This is a genomic window from Marinobacterium lacunae, from assembly GCF_000705555.1.
Classification (GTDB): domain Bacteria; phylum Pseudomonadota; class Gammaproteobacteria; order Pseudomonadales; family Balneatricaceae; genus Marinobacterium_D; species Marinobacterium_D lacunae.
Genome location: NZ_JMQN01000015.1, coordinates 416,609 through 436,045, shown reverse-complemented (window position 1 = coordinate 436,045; position 19,437 = coordinate 416,609). Strand labels below are relative to the sequence as shown.

18 protein-coding genes are annotated in these 19,437 nt (G+C 57.3%); 4 read left to right on the top strand and 14 right to left on the bottom strand.

Annotated elements, in window-relative coordinates:
- Window positions 1-116 precede the first annotated feature (116 nt).
- Window positions 117-872, bottom strand: a complete 756-nt coding sequence (locus tag ADIMK_RS06580; protein WP_036185140.1) for an RNA methyltransferase — start codon at window positions 870-872, stop codon at window positions 117-119.
- Between the two features lie 223 nt (window positions 873-1,095).
- On the opposite strand from ADIMK_RS06580, the gene ADIMK_RS06575 reads away from it, so the two are divergent.
- The gene (locus ADIMK_RS06575) at window positions 1,096-1,902 is read left to right on the top strand and encodes an inositol monophosphatase family protein (protein WP_036185138.1); all 807 of its coding nucleotides are present in this window, start codon (window positions 1,096-1,098) and stop codon (window positions 1,900-1,902) included.
- Window positions 1,903-2,014: 112 nt separating this feature from the next.
- On the opposite strand, the gene ADIMK_RS06570 is transcribed toward ADIMK_RS06575, so the two are convergent.
- The 12 genes from ADIMK_RS06570 to ADIMK_RS06515 all read right to left on the bottom strand — a co-directional run bounded on the left by ADIMK_RS06570 (window position 2,015) and on the right by ADIMK_RS06515 (window position 14,887).
- On the bottom strand, window positions 2,015-3,310 hold the full coding sequence (locus tag ADIMK_RS06570) for an adenylosuccinate synthase (protein ID WP_036185136.1): 1,296 nt from the start codon (window positions 3,308-3,310) through the stop codon (window positions 2,015-2,017).
- Between the two features lie 35 nt (window positions 3,311-3,345).
- Entirely contained in the window at window positions 3,346-4,521 is a 1,176-nt protein-coding gene (locus ADIMK_RS06565; protein WP_036185133.1) for an ATP phosphoribosyltransferase regulatory subunit, read from the bottom strand.
- A gap of 28 nt (window positions 4,522-4,549) precedes the next feature.
- Window positions 4,550-4,744, bottom strand: a complete 195-nt coding sequence (locus ADIMK_RS06560; protein WP_036185130.1) for a DUF2065 domain-containing protein — start codon at window positions 4,742-4,744, stop codon at window positions 4,550-4,552.
- A 103-nt stretch (window positions 4,745-4,847) separates the two neighbouring features.
- Complete coding sequence (gene hflC / locus ADIMK_RS06555; RefSeq protein ID WP_036185119.1) at window positions 4,848-5,726, bottom strand: protease modulator HflC; 879 nt, start codon at window positions 5,724-5,726, stop codon at window positions 4,848-4,850.
- Window positions 5,726-6,928: an FtsH protease activity modulator HflK gene (gene hflK, locus ADIMK_RS06550; protein WP_036185115.1), complete on the bottom strand. Its 1,203-nt coding sequence runs from the start codon at window positions 6,926-6,928 to the stop codon at window positions 5,726-5,728. The genes hflC and hflK overlap by 1 nt, the downstream gene beginning before the upstream one ends.
- A gap of 71 nt (window positions 6,929-6,999) precedes the next feature.
- Complete coding sequence (gene hflX, locus ADIMK_RS06545) at window positions 7,000-8,298, bottom strand: ribosome rescue GTPase HflX (RefSeq protein WP_036185113.1); 1,299 nt, start codon at window positions 8,296-8,298, stop codon at window positions 7,000-7,002.
- Between the two features lie 8 nt (window positions 8,299-8,306).
- Window positions 8,307-8,546 carry an RNA chaperone Hfq gene (gene hfq / locus ADIMK_RS06540; protein ID WP_036185110.1) on the bottom strand — a complete coding sequence of 80 codons (240 nt, stop codon included), beginning with the start codon at window positions 8,544-8,546 and terminating at the stop codon, window positions 8,307-8,309.
- A 104-nt stretch (window positions 8,547-8,650) separates the two neighbouring features.
- Complete coding sequence (gene miaA / locus ADIMK_RS06535; protein ID WP_051692568.1) at window positions 8,651-9,556, bottom strand: tRNA (adenosine(37)-N6)-dimethylallyltransferase MiaA; 906 nt, start codon at window positions 9,554-9,556, stop codon at window positions 8,651-8,653.
- Window positions 9,557-9,590: 34 nt separating this feature from the next.
- On the bottom strand, window positions 9,591-11,456 hold the full coding sequence (gene mutL / locus ADIMK_RS06530; protein ID WP_036185106.1) for a DNA mismatch repair endonuclease MutL: 1,866 nt from the start codon (window positions 11,454-11,456) through the stop codon (window positions 9,591-9,593).
- A 59-nt stretch (window positions 11,457-11,515) separates the two neighbouring features.
- The gene (locus tag ADIMK_RS06525) at window positions 11,516-12,862 is read right to left on the bottom strand and encodes an N-acetylmuramoyl-L-alanine amidase (protein WP_036185104.1); all 1,347 of its coding nucleotides are present in this window, start codon (window positions 12,860-12,862) and stop codon (window positions 11,516-11,518) included.
- Window positions 12,863-12,906: 44 nt separating this feature from the next.
- The gene (gene tsaE / locus ADIMK_RS06520) at window positions 12,907-13,377 is read right to left on the bottom strand and encodes a tRNA (adenosine(37)-N6)-threonylcarbamoyltransferase complex ATPase subunit type 1 TsaE (RefSeq protein WP_036185102.1); all 471 of its coding nucleotides are present in this window, start codon (window positions 13,375-13,377) and stop codon (window positions 12,907-12,909) included.
- A gap of 7 nt (window positions 13,378-13,384) precedes the next feature.
- Complete coding sequence (locus ADIMK_RS06515) at window positions 13,385-14,887, bottom strand: bifunctional ADP-dependent NAD(P)H-hydrate dehydratase/NAD(P)H-hydrate epimerase (protein ID WP_036185100.1); 1,503 nt, start codon at window positions 14,885-14,887, stop codon at window positions 13,385-13,387.
- 48 nt (window positions 14,888-14,935) lie between these two features.
- Between ADIMK_RS06515 and queG the strand changes: the two genes are divergently transcribed.
- Window positions 14,936-16,084, top strand: coding sequence for a tRNA epoxyqueuosine(34) reductase QueG (queG, locus tag ADIMK_RS06510; protein WP_051692566.1), 1,149 nt, complete (start codon window positions 14,936-14,938; stop codon window positions 16,082-16,084).
- Here the strand turns inward: queG and orn are convergent.
- Window positions 16,081-16,623: an oligoribonuclease gene (orn, locus tag ADIMK_RS06505; RefSeq protein WP_036185097.1), complete on the bottom strand. Its 543-nt coding sequence runs from the start codon at window positions 16,621-16,623 to the stop codon at window positions 16,081-16,083. The genes queG and orn overlap by 4 nt on opposite strands.
- A gap of 98 nt (window positions 16,624-16,721) precedes the next feature.
- On the opposite strand from orn, the gene rsgA reads away from it, so the two are divergent.
- Together rsgA and ADIMK_RS06495 are read left to right on the top strand one after the other, a co-directional pair.
- Window positions 16,722-17,759, top strand: a complete 1,038-nt coding sequence (gene rsgA, locus ADIMK_RS06500; RefSeq protein ID WP_036185094.1) for a small ribosomal subunit biogenesis GTPase RsgA — start codon at window positions 16,722-16,724, stop codon at window positions 17,757-17,759.
- Window positions 17,760-17,794: 35 nt separating this feature from the next.
- Window positions 17,795-19,423, top strand: a complete 1,629-nt coding sequence (locus ADIMK_RS06495; protein WP_036185091.1) for an HDOD domain-containing protein — start codon at window positions 17,795-17,797, stop codon at window positions 19,421-19,423.
- Window positions 19,424-19,437 lie beyond the last annotated feature (14 nt).

Genomic DNA, 19,437 nt, shown 5'->3' with positions numbered 1-19,437 from the left:
TCAATCCTCACCTACTCTTACGAGTCTGGCCGCATTATGCAAATCCCGAGGTTTTTAGTCAACTATTATTCCGACCATTTTACTAGGCTTTAGTTGCAAAACGCCGCGCTGCACACCTACTGTTTACCATCCTTCTGCTTGCCGAGCATCGCGCGATTTACGGATTTCAAGATCCCGCGCAAGACATTTACCTCAACCTTGTCAGGCACCGCACGCAGAAACAGGCGTCGCAAACGGGGCATGAGCTGACGAGGGTTATCCGGATCGAGAAACTCAATATCGACCAACGTCCGCTCAAGGTGCTCGAACATACGCTCGAGCTCCGCATGATCCGCCAATTCGATATCCCAGTCGGTGCCCCACTGAGGCTTATCCGAAGCGTTTTGGTACAAACCAGCCATACGCAGCTCGTAACACACCACCTGAACGGCCGCCGCCACATTAAGGGAGCTAAACCCCTCTACCGAAGGGATGTGAACATGATGATGGCAGGCGTGCAGCTCTTCATTGGTCAGCCCCCGATCCTCTCGACCGAACAGAATCGCCACGCGTGATCGTCCCGCCAGTGGCGTCGCGATAGCGGCCAACTCTCTCGGATCGATAACTGGCCAGGGTATGTGCCGCCCGCGCGCACTGGCTCCGACAACGAGCTGACAATCCTCTAGCGCCTCGGTCAACTCATCCACTATCCGCGCACGCTCGAGGATATCGGTTGCGCCCGATGCCCGCGCGATCGCCTCCTCATCCGGATAACGCTTGGGCGCCACAAGACACAAATCGCTCAAGCCCATGTTTTTCATGGCACGCGCGACAGCGCCGATATTGCCGGGGTGTGTTGTATTCACCAGTACAATGCGTATGTGATCAAGCATTCAGAGGCCAAGGCTCGAAAAAGGGGGCGATATAATAGCAGATCAGACACCTGTTTATCGACACGCGCCGACATCCAGAATGCGCCCAATAGCCATAGAATGATGATTATCGCGAAAGATACCGAGAAGATATCGCCCATAACGTCAGTGGATGGTTCAGCCGCGCCGCGTCCTGAGCTACAATAGTCGTTTGTTTTCTACGAACGACTGGATCCCATTACCGATGCAACCAATGGTCAATATCGCTCTGCGAGCCGCCCGCCAGGCTGCCGAGCAGATCGTCCGCGCCACAGAACGCCTGGACCTCATCAAATCCGAGCAGGCAAGTGTGGCCACCTACATCAGTGACCTCTGCCAGCAGGCTGAACGCACCATCGTCCACACCCTGCAGAAAGCCTACCCCCACCACACCTTGGTAGGCGACTACAGCGGGCGACACGAGGCCATCGGTGACGGTCCTACGCCTTGCGAATGGCAAATCACGGCGATCGACAGCCTGCCCAACTTTTCCAACGCCGTCCCGTCGTTCGCCCTCAGCATGACAGGCCGTATCAAGGACAAGGTCACACACGCGGTCATCATCAACCCGATTACCGGCGATGAATTCACAGCCAGCCGCGGCGAAGGCGCACAACTCAATGGCAAACGCCTCCGCGTCAGCATCCGCAAGGAACTGGACGGCGCACTGATCGGCACTGGATTCTTGGGCCGCAAGAGCGATGCAGACGGACTGGAAACCCAGATCGCCATCATGCGCGAACTGGTGAGCTCAGGCGCAACACCGTTCAATACCGGTTCTGTCGCACTGAATCTGGCCTATACCGCTGCCGGTCGCCTCGACGGCTTCTGCCAGCTCGGACTCAAACAGAGCGAACAGGACGCCGGCCTTCTGCTGCTTCAGGAAGCTGGCGCGTTGGTCGGCGATACCGCCGGCGGCAACAACCACCGCGAGTGCGGCAAACTTGTCGCGGGCAACCCGAAAATGTTCAAGGCTCTACTAAAAGCAATGCGTCCGGCACTCAACGCTTAAGCGCCGAACAGCTCATAAAATGCCGCACATCCGTGCGGCATTTTTTTGCGCGAACAGCATAAAAAAACGCCGCACTAAATGCGGCGTTTTCCTCTCACTCCAAGCAGGGCAATCACTCTTGGAACGGATCTCTCAAAACAATCGTCTCTACACGATCAGGACCGGTCGAAATAATGTCGATCGGCGCTTCCACCAACTGCTCCAGACGGGCGATGTACGCACGCGCGTTAGCCGGCAACGCCTCAAGGGTTTTGATACCCACAGTCGATTCGGACCAACCCGGTACCGATTCGTATACCGGCGTAATTGCTTCGTAATCTTCACTGCCGCTGAGCGATGTAACAGCACTGCCATCGGCAGCCTGATAACCGATACAGATATTGATCTGATCCAGACCATCCAGCACGTCCAGCTTGGTCAGACACAAACCTGATACCGAGTTGATCTGGATAGCGTGCTTGAGCGCCACCGCATCAAACCAACCACAGCGACGCGCACGACCGGTGGTCGATCCAAATTCATGACCACGCTCAGCAAGACGCGCACCAATATCGCAGTTAAGCTCAGTCGGGAACGGACCACCGCCGACACGGGTTGTGTAAGCCTTGGTAATCCCCAGAACATAGTCGAGATATAACGGGCCAAAACCGCTACCCGTGGATGTACCACCTGCAGTCGTATTTGAGGAGGTCACGTAGGGATAGGTACCGTGATCGATATCAAGCAGAGAACCCTGAGCACCTTCGAACATGATGCTGGCGCCCTGCTTGCGCAACTCATGCAGGCGAGCCGTCACGTCGGTCATCATCGGCACAAGCGTCTTAGCCATTTCAAGACAGCTAGCCAGCAGCTCATCGACATTGATCGGATCGACCTTGTAGTAACTCTCCAGCATGAAATTGTGATAGCTCATCACTTCACGCAGCTTCTGCTCGAAGCGCACCGGATCAGCCAGATCCCCCAAGCGCAGTCCGCGGCGCGCCACCTTGTCCTCGTACGCAGGACCGATACCGCGACCGGTCGTACCGATCTTGGACTCTCCTCGCGCCTTCTCGCGCGCCTGATCCAGAGCAACATGATAGGACAGGATCAGAGGGCAAGCAGGACTCAGGCGCAGACGATCTGCAACCGGCACACCACTCGCTTCCAGACCAGCGATCTCTTTCAGCAGCGCATCCGGCGAAAGCACCACACCATTACCGATCAGACACTCAACATTCTTGCGCAGGATGCCAGACGGGATCAGGTGAAGAACGGTTTTCTGACCTTCGATCACCAGTGTATGGCCGGCATTATGACCGCCCTGAAAGCGCACGACTGCCGCGACTCGCTCGGTCAGAAGATCAACGATCTTACCCTTGCCTTCATCACCCCACTGGGTGCCCAGAACAACGACGTTTCTACCCATTGCTGTCTTTAAAACTCTTCTGAATTGGGAAATGTTTACCGGGCCTCAATGACCCACTGCTTATCCTTCAGTACCAGCTGACGATCACAGCAGCCCGGTACCACTTCTCCTTCAAGCGCCTGGACGATCCGCACGCCCTGCTGACGCAATTTCGACACTGCATCAAGCAAAGAGGCATCTTCACCCGACGGCGCCAATACCACACCCTGCTCCAACTCCGGCAAAGCCTCGGCGGTCTCGAGCAGCGTTTTCAGATCTGCACTGAACCCCGTAGCCGGGCGGGCGCGGCCAAAGTCCCGACCGATTTCGTCATAACGACCGCCTTTGGCGAGCGCCTGTCCAAAATGGGGCGTATATGCCGCAAAGACGATACCCGTATGATAGTGATAGCCGCGCAACTCACCCAGATCGAAATAGAGATCGGTCTGGGGATAGCGCACCGCAATACGCTTAGCCACGTGCTCGAGATAATCCAAAGCCACTATCACACTCGCTGAACCAGCAAACAGTGCACGCGCCTTTTCCAATACTTCGATGCCGCCACTTAGACGCGGCAGAGCCAGAAGACGCTCGGACAACGCCGGTGCCAACGACAAACGCTCCACAAAAGCCGAAATCTCGGGCAGTGCTTTACGCTGCAGCATATCCAGGAAATCATCCTGCTGAGATGCGCTAAGCGCCGCATCCTTCATCAGCTGACTAAAAACGCCGACATGCCCGAGGTCCAGACTGATCGGACCTTTTACCCCTACGAAATCCAGCGTTTCAAGCATCAGCGAGATAACTTCAACATCACTGTCAACGCCGGCATGACCGTAGAGCTCGGCACCTAGCTGAAGCGGGTTGCGCGAGGCAAGTTTATTGCCAGGACGCGTGTGCAAAACCGAGCCGCAATAGCAAAGCCGACTGGGCCCTTCGGTACGCAGACGGTGAGCATCGATACGCGCAACCTGCGGTGTGATATCAGCCCGCACGCCCAGGGTATGGCCACTGACCTGGTCGGTCAGCTTGAACGTTTTAAGCTCAAGATCTCGCCCAACGCCCGTCAGCAACGACTCCAAATGTTCCGCCAAAGGCGGCATCACCAGGTCGTAACCCCAGCTGTGATAAAGATCGAGCAAGCGCCGACGCATCGTCTCAACCAGACGTGCACGTGGCGGCAACATCTCTTTCATTCCATCCGGCAGCAACCAGCGATCTGCCAATGTCATGCAGCACTCCAGTACAATAAATACAAAATCAGTGGATCAGATACAGAGCCAGAACGCCCAGCAACATGGACACCAAACCGACTCCACGTAACACGGAGTCATTGATATCAGCCAGCTGAATCACAAGTCGGCGCCAGCGCTGGGGGTAAAGAAACGGCAACACACCCTCAATCACCAGCATCAGGCAGAACGCTATCATTAGTTCCCGCCACAACTCGGTCATCCAGCCACCTCAATCCACAAAAAAACCGGGCCTCGACCCGGTTACCGAATGTTACCACGAAACCGGGCGCCAGGGGCACCCGATTTCTGTGTTGCAGGATCTATTACGGCTTAGGCGTACTGGCGTTATCCAGATAACGGAAGAACTCGGTATCCGGCTTCAGCAACATGACATCGCCACCACCATCAAAGGTGTCGCGATAGGCCTGCAGGCTTCTGTTGAACGCATAGAACTCAGGGTTCTTGGTGTACGCCTGCGCGTAGATACGCGCCGCTTCCGCATCACCCTCACCACGCAACTTCTCCGAGTCGCGATAGGCCTCGGCGAGAATAACGGTGCGCTGACGATCGGCATCGGCACGAATACCTTCAGCCAACTCTCGCCCGCGTGCACGCAACTCTCTGGCTTCACGCTCACGCTCGGTACGCATACGCTCATACACCGATGATGAAACCTCGGTAGGCAAATCGATTCGCTTCACCCGCACATCGATAATTTCGATACCGAACTGCTCATCCGCCTGGCGACTGAGATCACGAATGACGGCATCCATGACCTCTTCACGCTCACCGGACACAACCTCGGTCACCGTACGCTCACCGAACTGGTTACGCAGCTTCTCTTCGATGTTGTTGGACAGGCGCTCGGAGGCTCGGAAGATATCACCCGAGATAGAGGTGTAGTACTTCGCCGGATCCGCGATTCGCCATTTGACGAATGAGTCCACAACCAGACGCTTTTTCTCAAGCGTCAGGAACGACTGCGGACGTGCATCCAAGGTCTGCACACGACCATCAAAGAACCGCACGGTGTTCACGAACGGAATTTTGAAATGCAGACCGGGTGTCACGTCGGGATCGACAATCTCACCAAATCGGAGCATCACAGCACGTTCGGTTTCCTTGACGATGTAAACCGACTTGGAACCCACCATGACTACAACAAGAACGGCAATCAGGGCATAGAGAGATTTAGCGCTCATCAGCGGCCCTCCCGTGTCGAAGATGAAGAACTCTGGCGCTGACGTACCTGGTTCAGCACCTCATCAGTGATCTGTCGCAGACTATTGTCATCCAGCCTCACCGCACGCCCGCTTGTATCGCGAGTCTCCGACTGTTTTTCCATAAGTTTATCGAGCGGCAGGTACATCATGTTGTTACCGCCGTCCACGTCAACCAACACCTTCGGCGTATTACCCAACACTTCCTGCATGGTCTCGAGATACAGGCGCTGACGCGTAACCTGCGGTGCCTTCTCGTACTCGTCCAGCAGTGCCGTGAAGCGGTTTGCTTCACCGGTCGCACGGGCCACTTTTTCCTCGCGGTAGGCGTTAGCCTCCTCGATGATACGCTGCGCTTCACCACGCGCCTCAGGCACTACACCGTTGGCGTAGGTCTGAGCCTGGTTGATGGTACGCTGCTCATCTTCACGCGCCTTGATAACATCGTCGAACGCTTCCTGTACCTGACTAGGTGCTTGCGCGTTCTTGATGTTGACCTTGGTGATATTGATACCGGTACCGTAGAACTCCATGTAGCGCTGCAAACGCTCCTGCACCTGCAGACCGAGCGCTTCACGCCCCTCCGTCAGGATCGCATGCAGATCGGTCGTACCCACCACATGACGCAGCGCCGACTCAGCCGCATGAGCCAGACTCTCCTCCGGATCGCGCACATTCAGCACAAAAGCCTTCGGATCGGTCGCCACGTACTGAACGGTCAAGTCAACAAAGACGATATTCTCGTCCTCGGTCAGCATCTGGGAGTCATGGCTGTGGGTCCGAACCACCTCGGTATTAACCTTGGTCACGTCGTCAATCAGCGGCGGATTCCACTGCAAACCCGGCTGCACCGTCTCATGGTACTTACCCAAACGCAGCACAACACCGCGCTCAGGCTGGTCGACGGTATAGAACCCCATACCGGCCCAGAACAGCGCAGCCAACACGATCACGACGATCAAAAAGCCGAAGCCACCGCCGCTACCGCCGGAGCCACCTCCTGAACCACCTCCACGGCGTTTACCACCACTGAAGATCGCGTTCATTCTGTCCTGCAGCTTGCGCAGCGCCTCATCCAGATCGGGCGGTCCTTGATCCTGACCGCGCTTACCGCGGTTATCCTTGCTACCGCCGCTCCAGGGGTCATGGTTGTTGCCATTACCACCAGGCTCATTCCAGGCCATACTGTTCTCCGTCAGTGAAAACGCTTGAAAAGTTTAAAAAATTTTAGGGGGCCAACCCTCTACGCGCAACCTTAGTGGACCTGTTCCGGCAGATAACGTTCCGCCGGAATGCTCAGTCGACTCAACAGTTGGCGTATATCGCGCATCGGAATACGCACCTCAAGGCTGATATGCCCCTGCTCATCGACCTGTTCTGTCAGTACAGCCCCCTGAGCATACAACTGCGCGCGCAGCTGCCCCTGATCGGGGGTCAGGCAAAGCGTGTCATGGAACATGTCGCTGCCTAGACGCTCGCGCACGGCATCCATCAGCAACGCCACACCTTCTCCAGTCTGGGCCGAAAGCCAGACACGCTGAGCGACGCCATCCTCATCACGATCGATCCGCGGCGCCTGTCCGGGCAATTTGTCGATCTTGTTATACACCTGCAAAGCCGGCACCTCATCAGCACCGATTTCGCGCAAGACCGCATGCACCTGATCGATATGATCTTGACGCTCCTCGTCATAACAATCGATCACATGCAACAACAGGGTCGCCTCTACCGTTTCCTGTAACGTAGCACGGAAAGACTCCACTAGCTTATGTGGCAGGTGACGTATAAAACCAACCGTATCAGCAAGGATCGCCGGCCCCACATCATCCAACTCGATACGGCGCAGCGTCGGATCCAACGTCGCGAAAAGCTGATCGGCAGCATACACCGACGCGTCCGTCATGTAATTGAACAGGGTAGACTTGCCCGCATTGGTATAACCGACCAATGCCACCGTCGGAACCTCGGCACGCTGACGGGCACGACGTCCCTGCTCACGCTGGGAGCGCACCTTTTCGAGCCGTTTCTGAATCGCCTTGATACGAGCACGCAACAATCGCCGGTCGGTTTCGAGCTGCGTCTCACCGGGACCACGCAGCCCGATACCACCCTTTTGCCGCTCAAGATGGGTCCAGCCTCTAACAAGGCGTGTGGACATATGCTCAAGCTGAGCCAATTCGACCTGCAGCTTACCCTCATGGGTGCGTGCACGTTGGGCAAATATGTCGAGGATCAAACCGGTTCGATCAAGCACCCGGCATTTGATTTCGCGCTCTAGATTACGCTCCTGTGCCGGACTCAGGGCGTGATTGAAGATCACCAGTTCAGCCTGATACTGCTGTACCAAACCGGCCAGCTCTTCAACCTTACCTTTTCCGAGAAAAAACTTGGGGCTGGGATCGGCGCGAGATCCGGTCAAAAAAACGACCGGATCGGCACCTGCGGAGAGCGCTAGCTCTTCCAGTTCCCGTGGATCTTCGCTGTTCTCATCAGAGGACAGCTCAATATGGACGAGAATCGCAGTCTCGCCCGATTCGGGACGTTCGAAAAACAATTAGAACCTCAGTCTGACGCCTTCTCATCACCTTGAGGCAATTTGACGGGGCGTGAGGGAACCACCGTAGAGATGGCATGTTTATAAACCATTTGGCTTACAGTGTTCTTCAGCAGGATAACGAACTGATCGAAGGATTCGATCTGTCCCTGCAGCTTAATACCATTAACCAAAAAGATAGATACCGGAATACGCTCTTTGCGCAGCACATTCAGATAAGGGTCTTGTAAAGACTGCCCTTTTGACATTGCAAACTCCTTCCCAAAAAAGAAAAAACTTTCGTTCGTTGTAATTTATTGCTTTCTTCGTAGCCCATACACGCCCAGCGGGCAGGGGTCGAGAAAGCTTCTCATTATATAATGTTTGCTTCCACCAGTTTCAAGGCGCAAGCAAGTAAATTATCCATTTCGCTATCCAGCCAGTGAACACCGTCCCAGCCACGCAACCATGTCAGCTGACGCTTGGCCAATTGACGTGTCGCCACAATTCCCCGATAGCGCATCTCGTCATAACCAAGACGCTGCTCGAGATAATCCCACATCTGCCGATAGCCAACACAGCGAATCGATGCCAGCCCCGGGTGCAGGTCGCCCCGCTCAAACAAGGCACGCACCTCCTGCTCAAAACCCTGCGCCAGCATCAGGTCAAACCTCTGCTCTATACGCTGATGCAGCCTCGCCCGATCACCCGGCATCAGCGCCAACGCCGTCACATTGTACGGCAAGGCAGCATCCTGCTGCTCGGCCCAATGCTCACTGATCGGTTTGCCCGTCAGCAGTACAACTTCCAGCGCACGCTCGATACGCTGAGCATCGGTCGGCTTTAGACGCTCACCCGCGGCAGGATCCAGTTGCGCCAACCGCTCATGCATGGCCGCCCAGCCCAGGCGCTGCGCATCAGCTTCTAGCTCGGCACGCAACGCAGGGTCCGCTTCAGGCAGGGAGGCAAGCCCCTGCTGCAACGCGTTGAAATACATCATGGTCCCACCCACCAGCACCGGGATGCGCCCTGCCGCCGTAATTTCGGCCATGGCCGCCAGCGCATCAGCGCGAAACTCGGCCGCTGAGTATCCTTCACCTGGATCGCGGATATCGATCAACCGGTGCGGATATTTCGCCAACTCGGCGACGCTGGGCTTTGCCGTACCAATATCCATGCCGCGGTAGATAAGCGCGGAGTCCACACTGATTAACTCACAGGGTAAGTGATCGTACAAATGCATGGCCAACGCGGTTTTGCCAGAGGCAGTTGGCCCCATCAAGAAAATAGCCGGAGGATGCTGTGCCACTGAGCTACTGCCCTCTCAAGAAAAGCTTGTCCAGTTCGGCCATGGACAGCTGTGTCCACGTCGGGCGACCGTGGTTACACTGACCACTGCGCTCTGTCGCCTCCATATCGCGCAACAATGCATTCATCTCTGTGACAGTCAGCTGACGGTTGGCACGCACGGCACCATGGCATGCCATGGTGCCCAATAGCTCATTGATGCTCTGCTCGATCCGGTGACTTCGGCCAAATACAACAAGATCAGCGAGGACGTCGCGCACAAGCTGCGCCGCATCAGCTCTGGCCAGTGAAACCGGCACCTCACGAACCGTCAATGTGTCCGCCCCCATACGTTCGATCTTAAACCCCAACCGTTCGAACAACTCTGGCTGCTCCTCGGCCAGATCCGCCTCTCGCTCACTGACACTGAGACTAACCGGCACCAATAACGGCTGTGACCGCACCTTGTCTTCGTCCCAGGCTTTTTTCATGCGCTCATAAACGATCCGCTCATGGGCCGCGTGCATATCGACGAGAACCAATCCGGTTTCGTTCTGCGCCAGCACATAGACTCCGTGCAGCTGAGCGATGGCATATCCCAGAGGCGGCACCTTCTCGGCACTCTGCTCCGGCATTGCGGACGGCTGCGGATAAGCGACGGGCGACGCCGGTGTATGCAAATCCGCATAGGCGGCGACCTGCTCCCGCACCGCCACACCCTGTGAGCCCGCTGATCCCGGAGAGGGCTGATACAGCGGCATTCGCCCCTGACTGAACACACCTCCACCGCCAACACTCCCCCCAGGTGAGCGCAGCCCAGGCGGCTCCGACTGATGCTCCAGGCCGGTCGTCGTACCCAGCGCAGCTGTGGCGCCATCCTTCGGGCGAAGATCGGCAATCACCCTGTGCAGCGTTCGAAAAATAAAGTCATGGACCAAACGACTCTCGCGGAACCGCACTTCATGCTTGGTCGGATGCACATTCACATCCACCAGCGCAGGATCCAGTTCAAGATAGAGCACAAACGCCGGGTGACGCCCATGGAATAGCACATCCGCATAGGCCTGTCGCACGGCGTGCGTGACCACCTTGTCACGGATGATGCGGCCATTGACGAAGAAGTACTGCTGATCAGCCTGACTGCGCGAATAGGTCGGCAAACCGATCCAGCCCCAAAGCCGCAAACCTGAAGCCTCAGCACTGACATCAAGATGTACCGCCTGCTCAATAAAGGCGGCGCCCAACAGTGACGCCAGACGCCTCTCACGTGCCTGCTCGCCGTCTACTGGCCGCAACTGCTGCACCCGTCGACCATTGTGTTGCAGGTTGAACGCCACATCGAACCGGCTCAACGCCATTCGCTTGATCACCTCTTCGAGGTGCCTGAACTCGGTCTGCTCGGTTTTAAGAAACTTACGCCGCGCCGGCGTGTTGAAGAAGAGATCTCTCACCTCAACGGTTGTACCCTGCGGATGAGCGGCGGGCGAGAGGACCGCCTCCATATCGCGCCCTTCCGCGCGCACCTGCCATGCCGCATCCTGCTGCGCGGTTCTCGAAATCAGCGACAGACGAGCAACCGAGCTGATCGATGCCAGCGCCTCTCCCCTGAAACCAAGACTGGCTACCGCTTCAAGATCTTCCAACTGCAGGATTTTGGATGTGGCATGGCGACTCAATGCTAGCGCCAGATCCTCCTTGTCGATGCCAAAACCATCATCGCGCAACCGGATCAGCTTTATGCCACCACTCTCAATATCGACATCAACCTTACGCGCCCCGGCATCAAGGCTGTTTTCCAGCAACTCCTTGACCACGGACGCTGGACGTTCGACGACTTCACCCGCCGCTATCTGGTTAGCCAACTGCGGCGACAGCAAGTGTATACGGGTCATATTTCAGCCTGATTCGGTGCCTGATAATTCAATTGCGGACAGGGTAACAGCTACGGGGGTTAACTGGCAGGGATACGAAGTACCTGACCGACACGGATACGATCTCCGCGAAGCTCGTTCACTTTACGAAGATCATCCAGAGTGACGCCGTTTCGAACGGCAATCACCGAGAGCGTATCTCCCGGGGCAACCTTGTACGTCCGCTCAGCCGTTGCGATAACCGCTCCGCCGCGCTTCATCTCCGCCACTTGGGTCATGGCAGGAGGACGCTCCCAGAAGTGCGCCTTTACGCCCTGAAAAATGGCCCGCGCCATCTGACTTTGATAACGGCTGTTGCTTAGGCGCTCGGCTTCCTGAGGGTTGGAGATAAACCCGGTTTCCACCAGTATTGAGGGGATGTCCGGCGATTTGAGCACCACGAAACCGGCCTGTTCAACATACGGCTTATGCATTCGGGCAAAGCCCGCAATGTTGTCATGGACACGCTTGGCCACCTCTCGACTGCTGGTCTGGCTCGCGGTCATCGACATATCCAGCAGCACACTGGCCAGCACATCATCCTTGTCTTCCAGACTGACGCTACCCACACCACCGATCAGGTCAGCACTGTTCTCCTTGCGTGCAAGCCAGCGCCCCATCTCACTGGTAGCGCCACGCCCGGAAAGCACCCACACAGATGCACCGCGGGCACGCTTGTCGCGCGCAGCATCGGCATGAATCGAGACAAACAGGTCGGCATTTATCTTACGTGCCTTCTGGGTTCGCCCGCGCAGGCTGACATAGTAGTCGCCGCTGCGAATAAGCTCCGCACGGTAGCCAGGCTCCGCATCGATCAAACGCGCTACCTCTTTGGCTATCGCCAGCACAACGTTCTTTTCGCGAATCCGCCCCGGCCCAAGCGCACCGGGATCCTCGCCACCGTGACCGGCATCGACAGCCACCACGATATCGCGCGGCGGTCCCTTGGGATGCGGCTGGGGTTGAGCAACCGTCGGCGCGGCCGGCTCCTCACCGGTATCGAGATCCAGCACCAGACGGTTGCCATACTGATCGTTGGGCTTGAGTTGGAAGCTCTTGGGGCTGACATCCGATTTCAGATCCAGCACAAGGCGTATACCGCCATCCCTATCGCCGGTGCGTACACTCGATATCGGCCCTTTAGCCAGACCCAACTTATCAACATCGACACCCAAGCGGGTGTCCTTGATATCCAGAACAAGACGCCGCGGGTTATCGAGCATAAACAGGTTATGCTCCACCGGCGCACTGAGATCAAACACCAAGCGCACGTTATCCGGTGCCAGCCAGACACGGATATTTTCAACGTTGGTAGCTGCCTGCACAGTCCAACCGCACATTGCAGTCAGCAACAGCGCAAACCTGATCAGCACACGCACCGGCCTCATTACCCCTTCTTTCCAAAACTGACCTTTAATCAAGGCCGTAAGTTCTACACTTTAATTAATTTATCGGCCAATTCACGACCTTTTTCAGTATTATATTGCCACGACAATCGCCGCCCTGCACCGGCAGTCTCGATACTGATCTCCAGATCAGCCTTGGGCAAGATGCCCTCACCACGCTCAGGCCACTCGATCAAACTGAGGGAATCTTCGTCGAAGTAATCTCGAATCCCCAGGTATTCGAGCTCCTCCGGATCACTCAGCCTATATAAATCAAAGTGATACACTCGCCCACGCGCCGTTTCATAGGGCTCCACCAGCGTATACGTCGGACTCTTAACGGCACCTGTATGCCCAAAACCGTGCAGCACACCACGACAGAAGGTCGTTTTTCCCATCCCCAGATCGCCGTGCAGAAAGATCACCACACCACCGATCATTTGCGCCTGCCGCGCGAGGTGCTCACCAAACGCGACTGTCGATGCCTCGTCAGGCAGCTCAATTGTCTGTTCCGTCATCTCTACTCTATTCGTTCATCGCCAATGGAAGGGTATTTACAAGATCCGTGGCCAGCAGTCCACGCGCACCGTAATGACGGGCGCATATATCCGCGGCACGCGCATGCACAAGAACACCGATGCGCGCGGCATCCAGCGGCGCCAGCCCTTGCGCCAGCAAAGCACCGATCACGCCACTGAGCACATCACCCATACCCGCCGTTGCCATCCCCGGATTGCCGTCGCTACACAGATGAATCACATCACCATCACAGCTCAGGGTGCCGGCGCCCTTAAGCACCACCGTTCCGCCGTACCGATTCTGCAGTTCGCGCACCTGCTCAAACCTGTTTGCCTGAATATCTCGCACATCGGTCTCCAGCAATCTGGCCGCCTCGCCCGGATGGGGCGTGAGCACCCAGTCACTGCCCACACCGACACTGTCGTCCTGCGCCAGTAAATTCAGCGCATCGGCGTCCAGCAACAGCGGTTTTCCACTCTCGATTGCCGCCTGAAACAGCGCCCGCCCCCATACCTGTTGCCCAAGACCGGGGCCGACCACAATCGCATCGGCCCGCGCCACCAGCAACTCAATATCATCAGCGTCTTCGACGCCGTGACACATCACCTCGGGCGCACGAGTAATGGCCGCCAGCCGATGCTCCTCTCGTGTCGCCAGAGTGACCAAGCCTGCCCCCGAGCGAAGCGCCGCCTGCGCGGCCATCAGGGGAGCGCCGCCCATTCCCAGATCCCCGCCGATGATCAGCAAATGCCCATATCGCCCCTTGTGGGCAGACCTTGGCCGCTCGGGCAATAACTCCCGCAGATCTTCACTGTCGGTTCTGAATGCACTCACCGGTACATCTTCGAACACCTCATCCGGCAACAGCAGCCCGTCGAACAGCAACTCCCCAACAAAGTCGACACCTTCGTGCGTGAGCAAACCTTGCTTGAGTGCAATAAATGTCAGCGTCAAGTCCGCCTGCACCGCGCTGCCGAGCACAGCCCCAGTGTCGGCACAAAGACCTGAGGGTATATCCACGGACAACACCGGCACCGCACAGCGGTTAATCTGGCCAATAACGTTGGCGATCTCGCCTCTGACCGGCCCGCTCAGCCCGATCCCCAGCAAGGAGTCCACCACCAGCTCACCGCTGAACTCGACGCCCGGATGCCAGGTTTCGGCCTTGACGCCAAAGCCACTGAGCCACTGCCAGGCCTCCAGCGCCTCTGCGCGCAAACGTTCGGCGTAGCGCTCACCGACGACAACCAACTGCACCTCGACACCCGCCTGCCAGGCAAGCCCTGCTACCACCAAACCATCACCGCCGTTGTTGCCCGCGCCACAGACTATTGTGATACGACGCAACTCCGGCCAACGCTGGCTGATAACAGCCCAAACCGCCTGCCCTGCTCTCTGCATAAGGCGAAAGCCCGGAATTCCGCAGCGTTCGATCGCCGTGCGATCCAGCACACGGCACTGTTCGGCTGTGTATAATGTTGTCGGTAACGCTGACCTATTGACGCTCATAGCCTATCCACCCATCTCCGATCTGCACGCATTATAGTGGAACAGCCCTTGGCAAACACGAACCCCAACCCCCTCTCGGACGCTCGTCTTCGCCAGCTGGCTGACGCGCTAAAACAGCGCGCGCGGGAGCTGGGTTTTCAACAATGCGCAGTGACATTGCCCGATGCTTCCATGGAGGCGGAAACTCTCGATCGATGGCTGGCGCAAGGTTATAACGGCGAGATGCATTACCTCGAGCAGCATCGGGAGAAGCGCCTGAATCCTCGCCTTTTGGTGCCGGGCAGTGAGCGCATCGTAATGGTCAGGATGGACTACCTGCCGCCTGAAACCACGACGCTGCGGACACTGACCAACCCGGACAAGGCTTACATCGCGCGATATACACTGGGCCGTGACTATCACAAACTAATTCGCAAGCGACTCAAGCAACTGGGGCAATGGCTGCAGCAGGAAGCCGGCTCCGGCGCTGATGTACAGTTTCGTCCCTTTGTCGACAGTGCGCCGGTGCTTGAGCGCCCTCTAGCACGTAATGCGGGCATGGGATGGATCGGCAAGCATACGTTGTTGCTGAACAGATCGGCCGGTTCGCTCTTTTTCCTCGGCGAGCTGTTTACCAATATTCCGCTGCCAATCGACGCTCCCGAAACGGAATCCCACTGCGGCCGATGCACTGCCTGCCTTGATGTCTGCCCAACACAGGCCTTTCCGGAACCCGGCGTCCTCGATGCCCGACGCTGCATCTCTTACCTGACCATCGAATACAGCGGATCCATACCGCTTGAGCTGCGCCCCATGATGGGCAACCGCATTTTCGGCTGCGACGACTGCCAGCTGATCTGCCCCTGGAACCGCTTTGCCCGGCGCACGCCAGAGGATGATTTTAAACCCCGCCATGCGCTGGACAATGCAGACCTGCTCACACTGTTTAACTGGGATGAAGAGACTTTCCTGCGCAAAACTGAAGGTTCAGCCATCCGCAGGACCGGATTCGAGGGATGGCAGCGAAACCTGGCCGTTGCGCTGGGCAACAGTGCCGGTGGAGACAAGGTGATTGCGGCGTTAAAGGCGAAGCGCGATCACGCATCGCCTCTGGTGCAGGAACATATCGACTGGGCGGTAGACAATCTGGGGAGGGCCGCACAACCACAGCCACTGCCCATACTCGCGCACCGCGGAGCCCGACGCCTGAACGATTAAAGCTGGAAGAAGTGCTCGCGGTAGTAACGCAGCTCCTCAATGGAGTCGCGAATGTCATCAAGCGCCAGATGAGAGCCCTGCTTCTTCAGCCCCTTGAGCAGTTCCGGCTTCCAGCGCCGCGCCAGCTCCTTGACTGAGCTGACATCCAGATTCCGGTAATGGAAGTACGCCTCGAGCTCCGGCATGTAAGCATAGAGGAAACGACGGTCCTGACCGATGCTGTTGCCGCACATCGGCGATACACCCTTGGCCACGTGCTGCGATATGAAGGCCAGCATCTGCTGCTCGGCCTCGGCTTCGGTCGTGGTGCTTGCCCGAACGCGGGCAGTCAGGCCCGACTGGCCATGTTGCCGCGTACACCACTCGTCCATCTGATCGAGCAGCGAATCGGGCTGATGCACGCAGATAACCGGGCTTTCCGCGATCAGGTTAAGATCCGCATCGGTGACGATCGCGGCCATTTCGATAATGCGATCCCGTTCCGGTATCAGACCGGTCATCTCCAGATCGATCCAGATCAGATTCTGATCTCGGTCCATTGTCAGGCTTACTCCCCATGCAAATGCTGTAAATTCTACCGAATTTAGAATACCTTAGCACATCAACTTTTTAGTCTACCGGGACGACGCCCACCGCGATGGCGAAACGCAAACTGACCAGGCGCCAGGCCTGGCGTGTCGATAAAATTCAGGCCGAGCGCGCCAAGCGAGCCGAGCGCAGAGACAGCCAACTGGATGCGAAACTCGAAGGCGGAGACCTCGGACCCGAACAATCGGGGCTGATCATCTCCCATTTCGGTCGAAGTGTAGATGTAGAAGCCCTCGACGGCCCTGCCGCCGGCGCAATACATCGCTGTCACATGCGTACCCACCTCGGACAGCTGGTAACCGGAGATCGTGTTATCTGGCGCGCCTCCAACGACGGCGGCGTCGTCGTTGCCGCCCAACCCCGCGAGAGCGAACTACAACGCCCGAACAATATGGGCGAGTTGAAGCCGGTCGCCGCCAACATCGACTTTATCGTCATCGTGTTTGCCGTCGAGCCCAGAGCTCATCCAAACCTGATCGACCGCTATTTGGTCGCAGCCGAATCCTGTGGCATCGAACCGGTCCTGCTGCTGAACAAGGTAGACCTGCTGGATACCGAAGCGGGCGCTTACCTGCCGCCTCTATTGGCGCAATATGAAGCGATCGGGTACCGGGTGCTCAAGGCGTCCACCACCGCCGAGCATGGTCTGGACGACCTCAAAGATCTGCTTAAAGATAGGGTCAGTGTATTCGTGGGCCAGTCCGGCGTTGGCAAGTCATCTCTTATCAATTCACTGCTACCCGGCATCGACCTGAAAGTGGGGGAGCTTTCCGAGCAGACACGCAAGGGGCGCCACACCACAACCACCGCCCGACTGTTCCATTTTCCCGACGGCGGCGAGTTGATCGACTCTCCGGGGATACGCGAGTTTGCGCTCTGGCATATCGAACCGGAGCAGGTACTGGAAGGTTTTCGCGAGCTGCGGCCACTGCTTGGCCACTGCCGGTTTCGCGACTGCAAGCATGAAAGCGAACCGGGTTGCGCCTTCAAGGCGGCACTGGAGTCAGGCGAGATCAGCGAAAGCCGTTTCAACAGCTATCGACAGATTCTGCAGTCTCTACAGGCAGGTCAGATACGCGAGAGCTAAATTCGAGCATTCAGGCGAAAAGCGAACCGATCGGCATGAGCAGTACCGAAAACCTATATGGCCTTGAGGCCTGGGAACACTACCTGAGCAGCAAATCGCTTCCGGTACGCGCCAGCACCCTGGCCCGACTGAAGCGGTCACTGAACGACGACCGAACAACCCTGGTCCAGCTCGGACACCAGGTTCGAATGGATCCGGTTTTGTCGCTGCACGTGACCCGGCTGGCCCAAACATTTCACGAAGCCAAGGGCTCTTCGGTTACCAGTGTTGACCACGCCATCGCCTCACTGGGTTTCGGCCAGATAGAAGCCCTTGCCGACGAGTTGGAAACGATCAAGATCCACGCCCACAGCGTGGCGCAACGCAGCTATTTCCGCTCCATTGCTGCGAGCAATCACGCCTCGGTCCAAGCCGCCGACTGGGTAAACCACAAGCAACTGCCCTACGCTGAAGAAGCCCGTCTTGCCGCTCTGTTCTACGGTCTGGTGCACTGGATGCTGTGGCTATACGCCCCGCTACACAAGCACCGTTTCGCCATCGCCGTCATTGAGAATGGGGAGAGTCCGGTCGACGCCGAGCGCCGCTTGTTTGGCTGTACAACCCAGGAGATGGGTAAGGCGTTGGCCGATCGCTGGAAACTGACCGAACTGACGGTCCTGGCGCTCGATCATGAAACCTCGCCTTCACTCAGCACGCTCAAACAGCTGCACATGCGCGCGCTGAAAGACCCCCGCCTGGAGGACAAGGACCTGCGCCAGCTCAATCATCTGGTGCAACAGCACTACTTCCCGGTGAAATTGGCCAACTGGATGACATTGAATGTCAGCCGTGGCTGGGATCACAGTCGCGCACACCGCACCTTCGACATCATCAGCGACTACCTTGACCTGACACTGCCGGAAACCATGGCCAGGCTGCATCGAAACTGCGCCACCGCGGCTCGCGGCTATCATGTGCCGGGGGTCATGGCGCCGGCTGCCGAGATGATTCTGTTGCCGGGCGATATCCGCCTGGCACACCGCCTGTCCGACCATGAACTGCACGCTTACGCCACACGCTTTCCTGAGCCTGTAGAGCCGCCTCGTGACGCGACACCTGTTCATCAGGAGCAACCGGAAGATGACCTGCCGGAGATAAAACCCGAGCTGCTCAACCCCTATATTTATAATCAGGTGCTCAAGCGGTTTCAGGATGGATACGATCTGTACACCAAGCCCTCTCACATACTGCATGGTTTGCTACAGGGCATCTATCGCGGTATCGGTCTGGAGCGCGCACTCCTGCTGTTGATTCACCCCCAGACACAGACGCTTCATGCCGCACGCGCCATGGGCATATCCAACGATGACCCCATGGCAAACATGGAGATCGACCTGAAACAGACCCGGCTGTTTGCACGACTTTGCGAAAAGCCCGCGATGCTGCAGATCTCCGAGAACAATCGCCGTCAGATTCACGCCTCACTGCCACAAGAGCACCAAGGCTGGTTTGGCCAGAATGATGGCCTGATAATGTCGATATTCCGCGGAAAATCACCGGTAGCACTTATCTACGCCGACCGCGAAGGGGCCAATACGCCACTGGTCGATTTTCACCAGCAGCATTTCCGAGAACTGTGCCTTGCCGCCGGCGGCGCACTCAAACGTTTAGGGTCTGGTGACTGACGTACGACGCCATT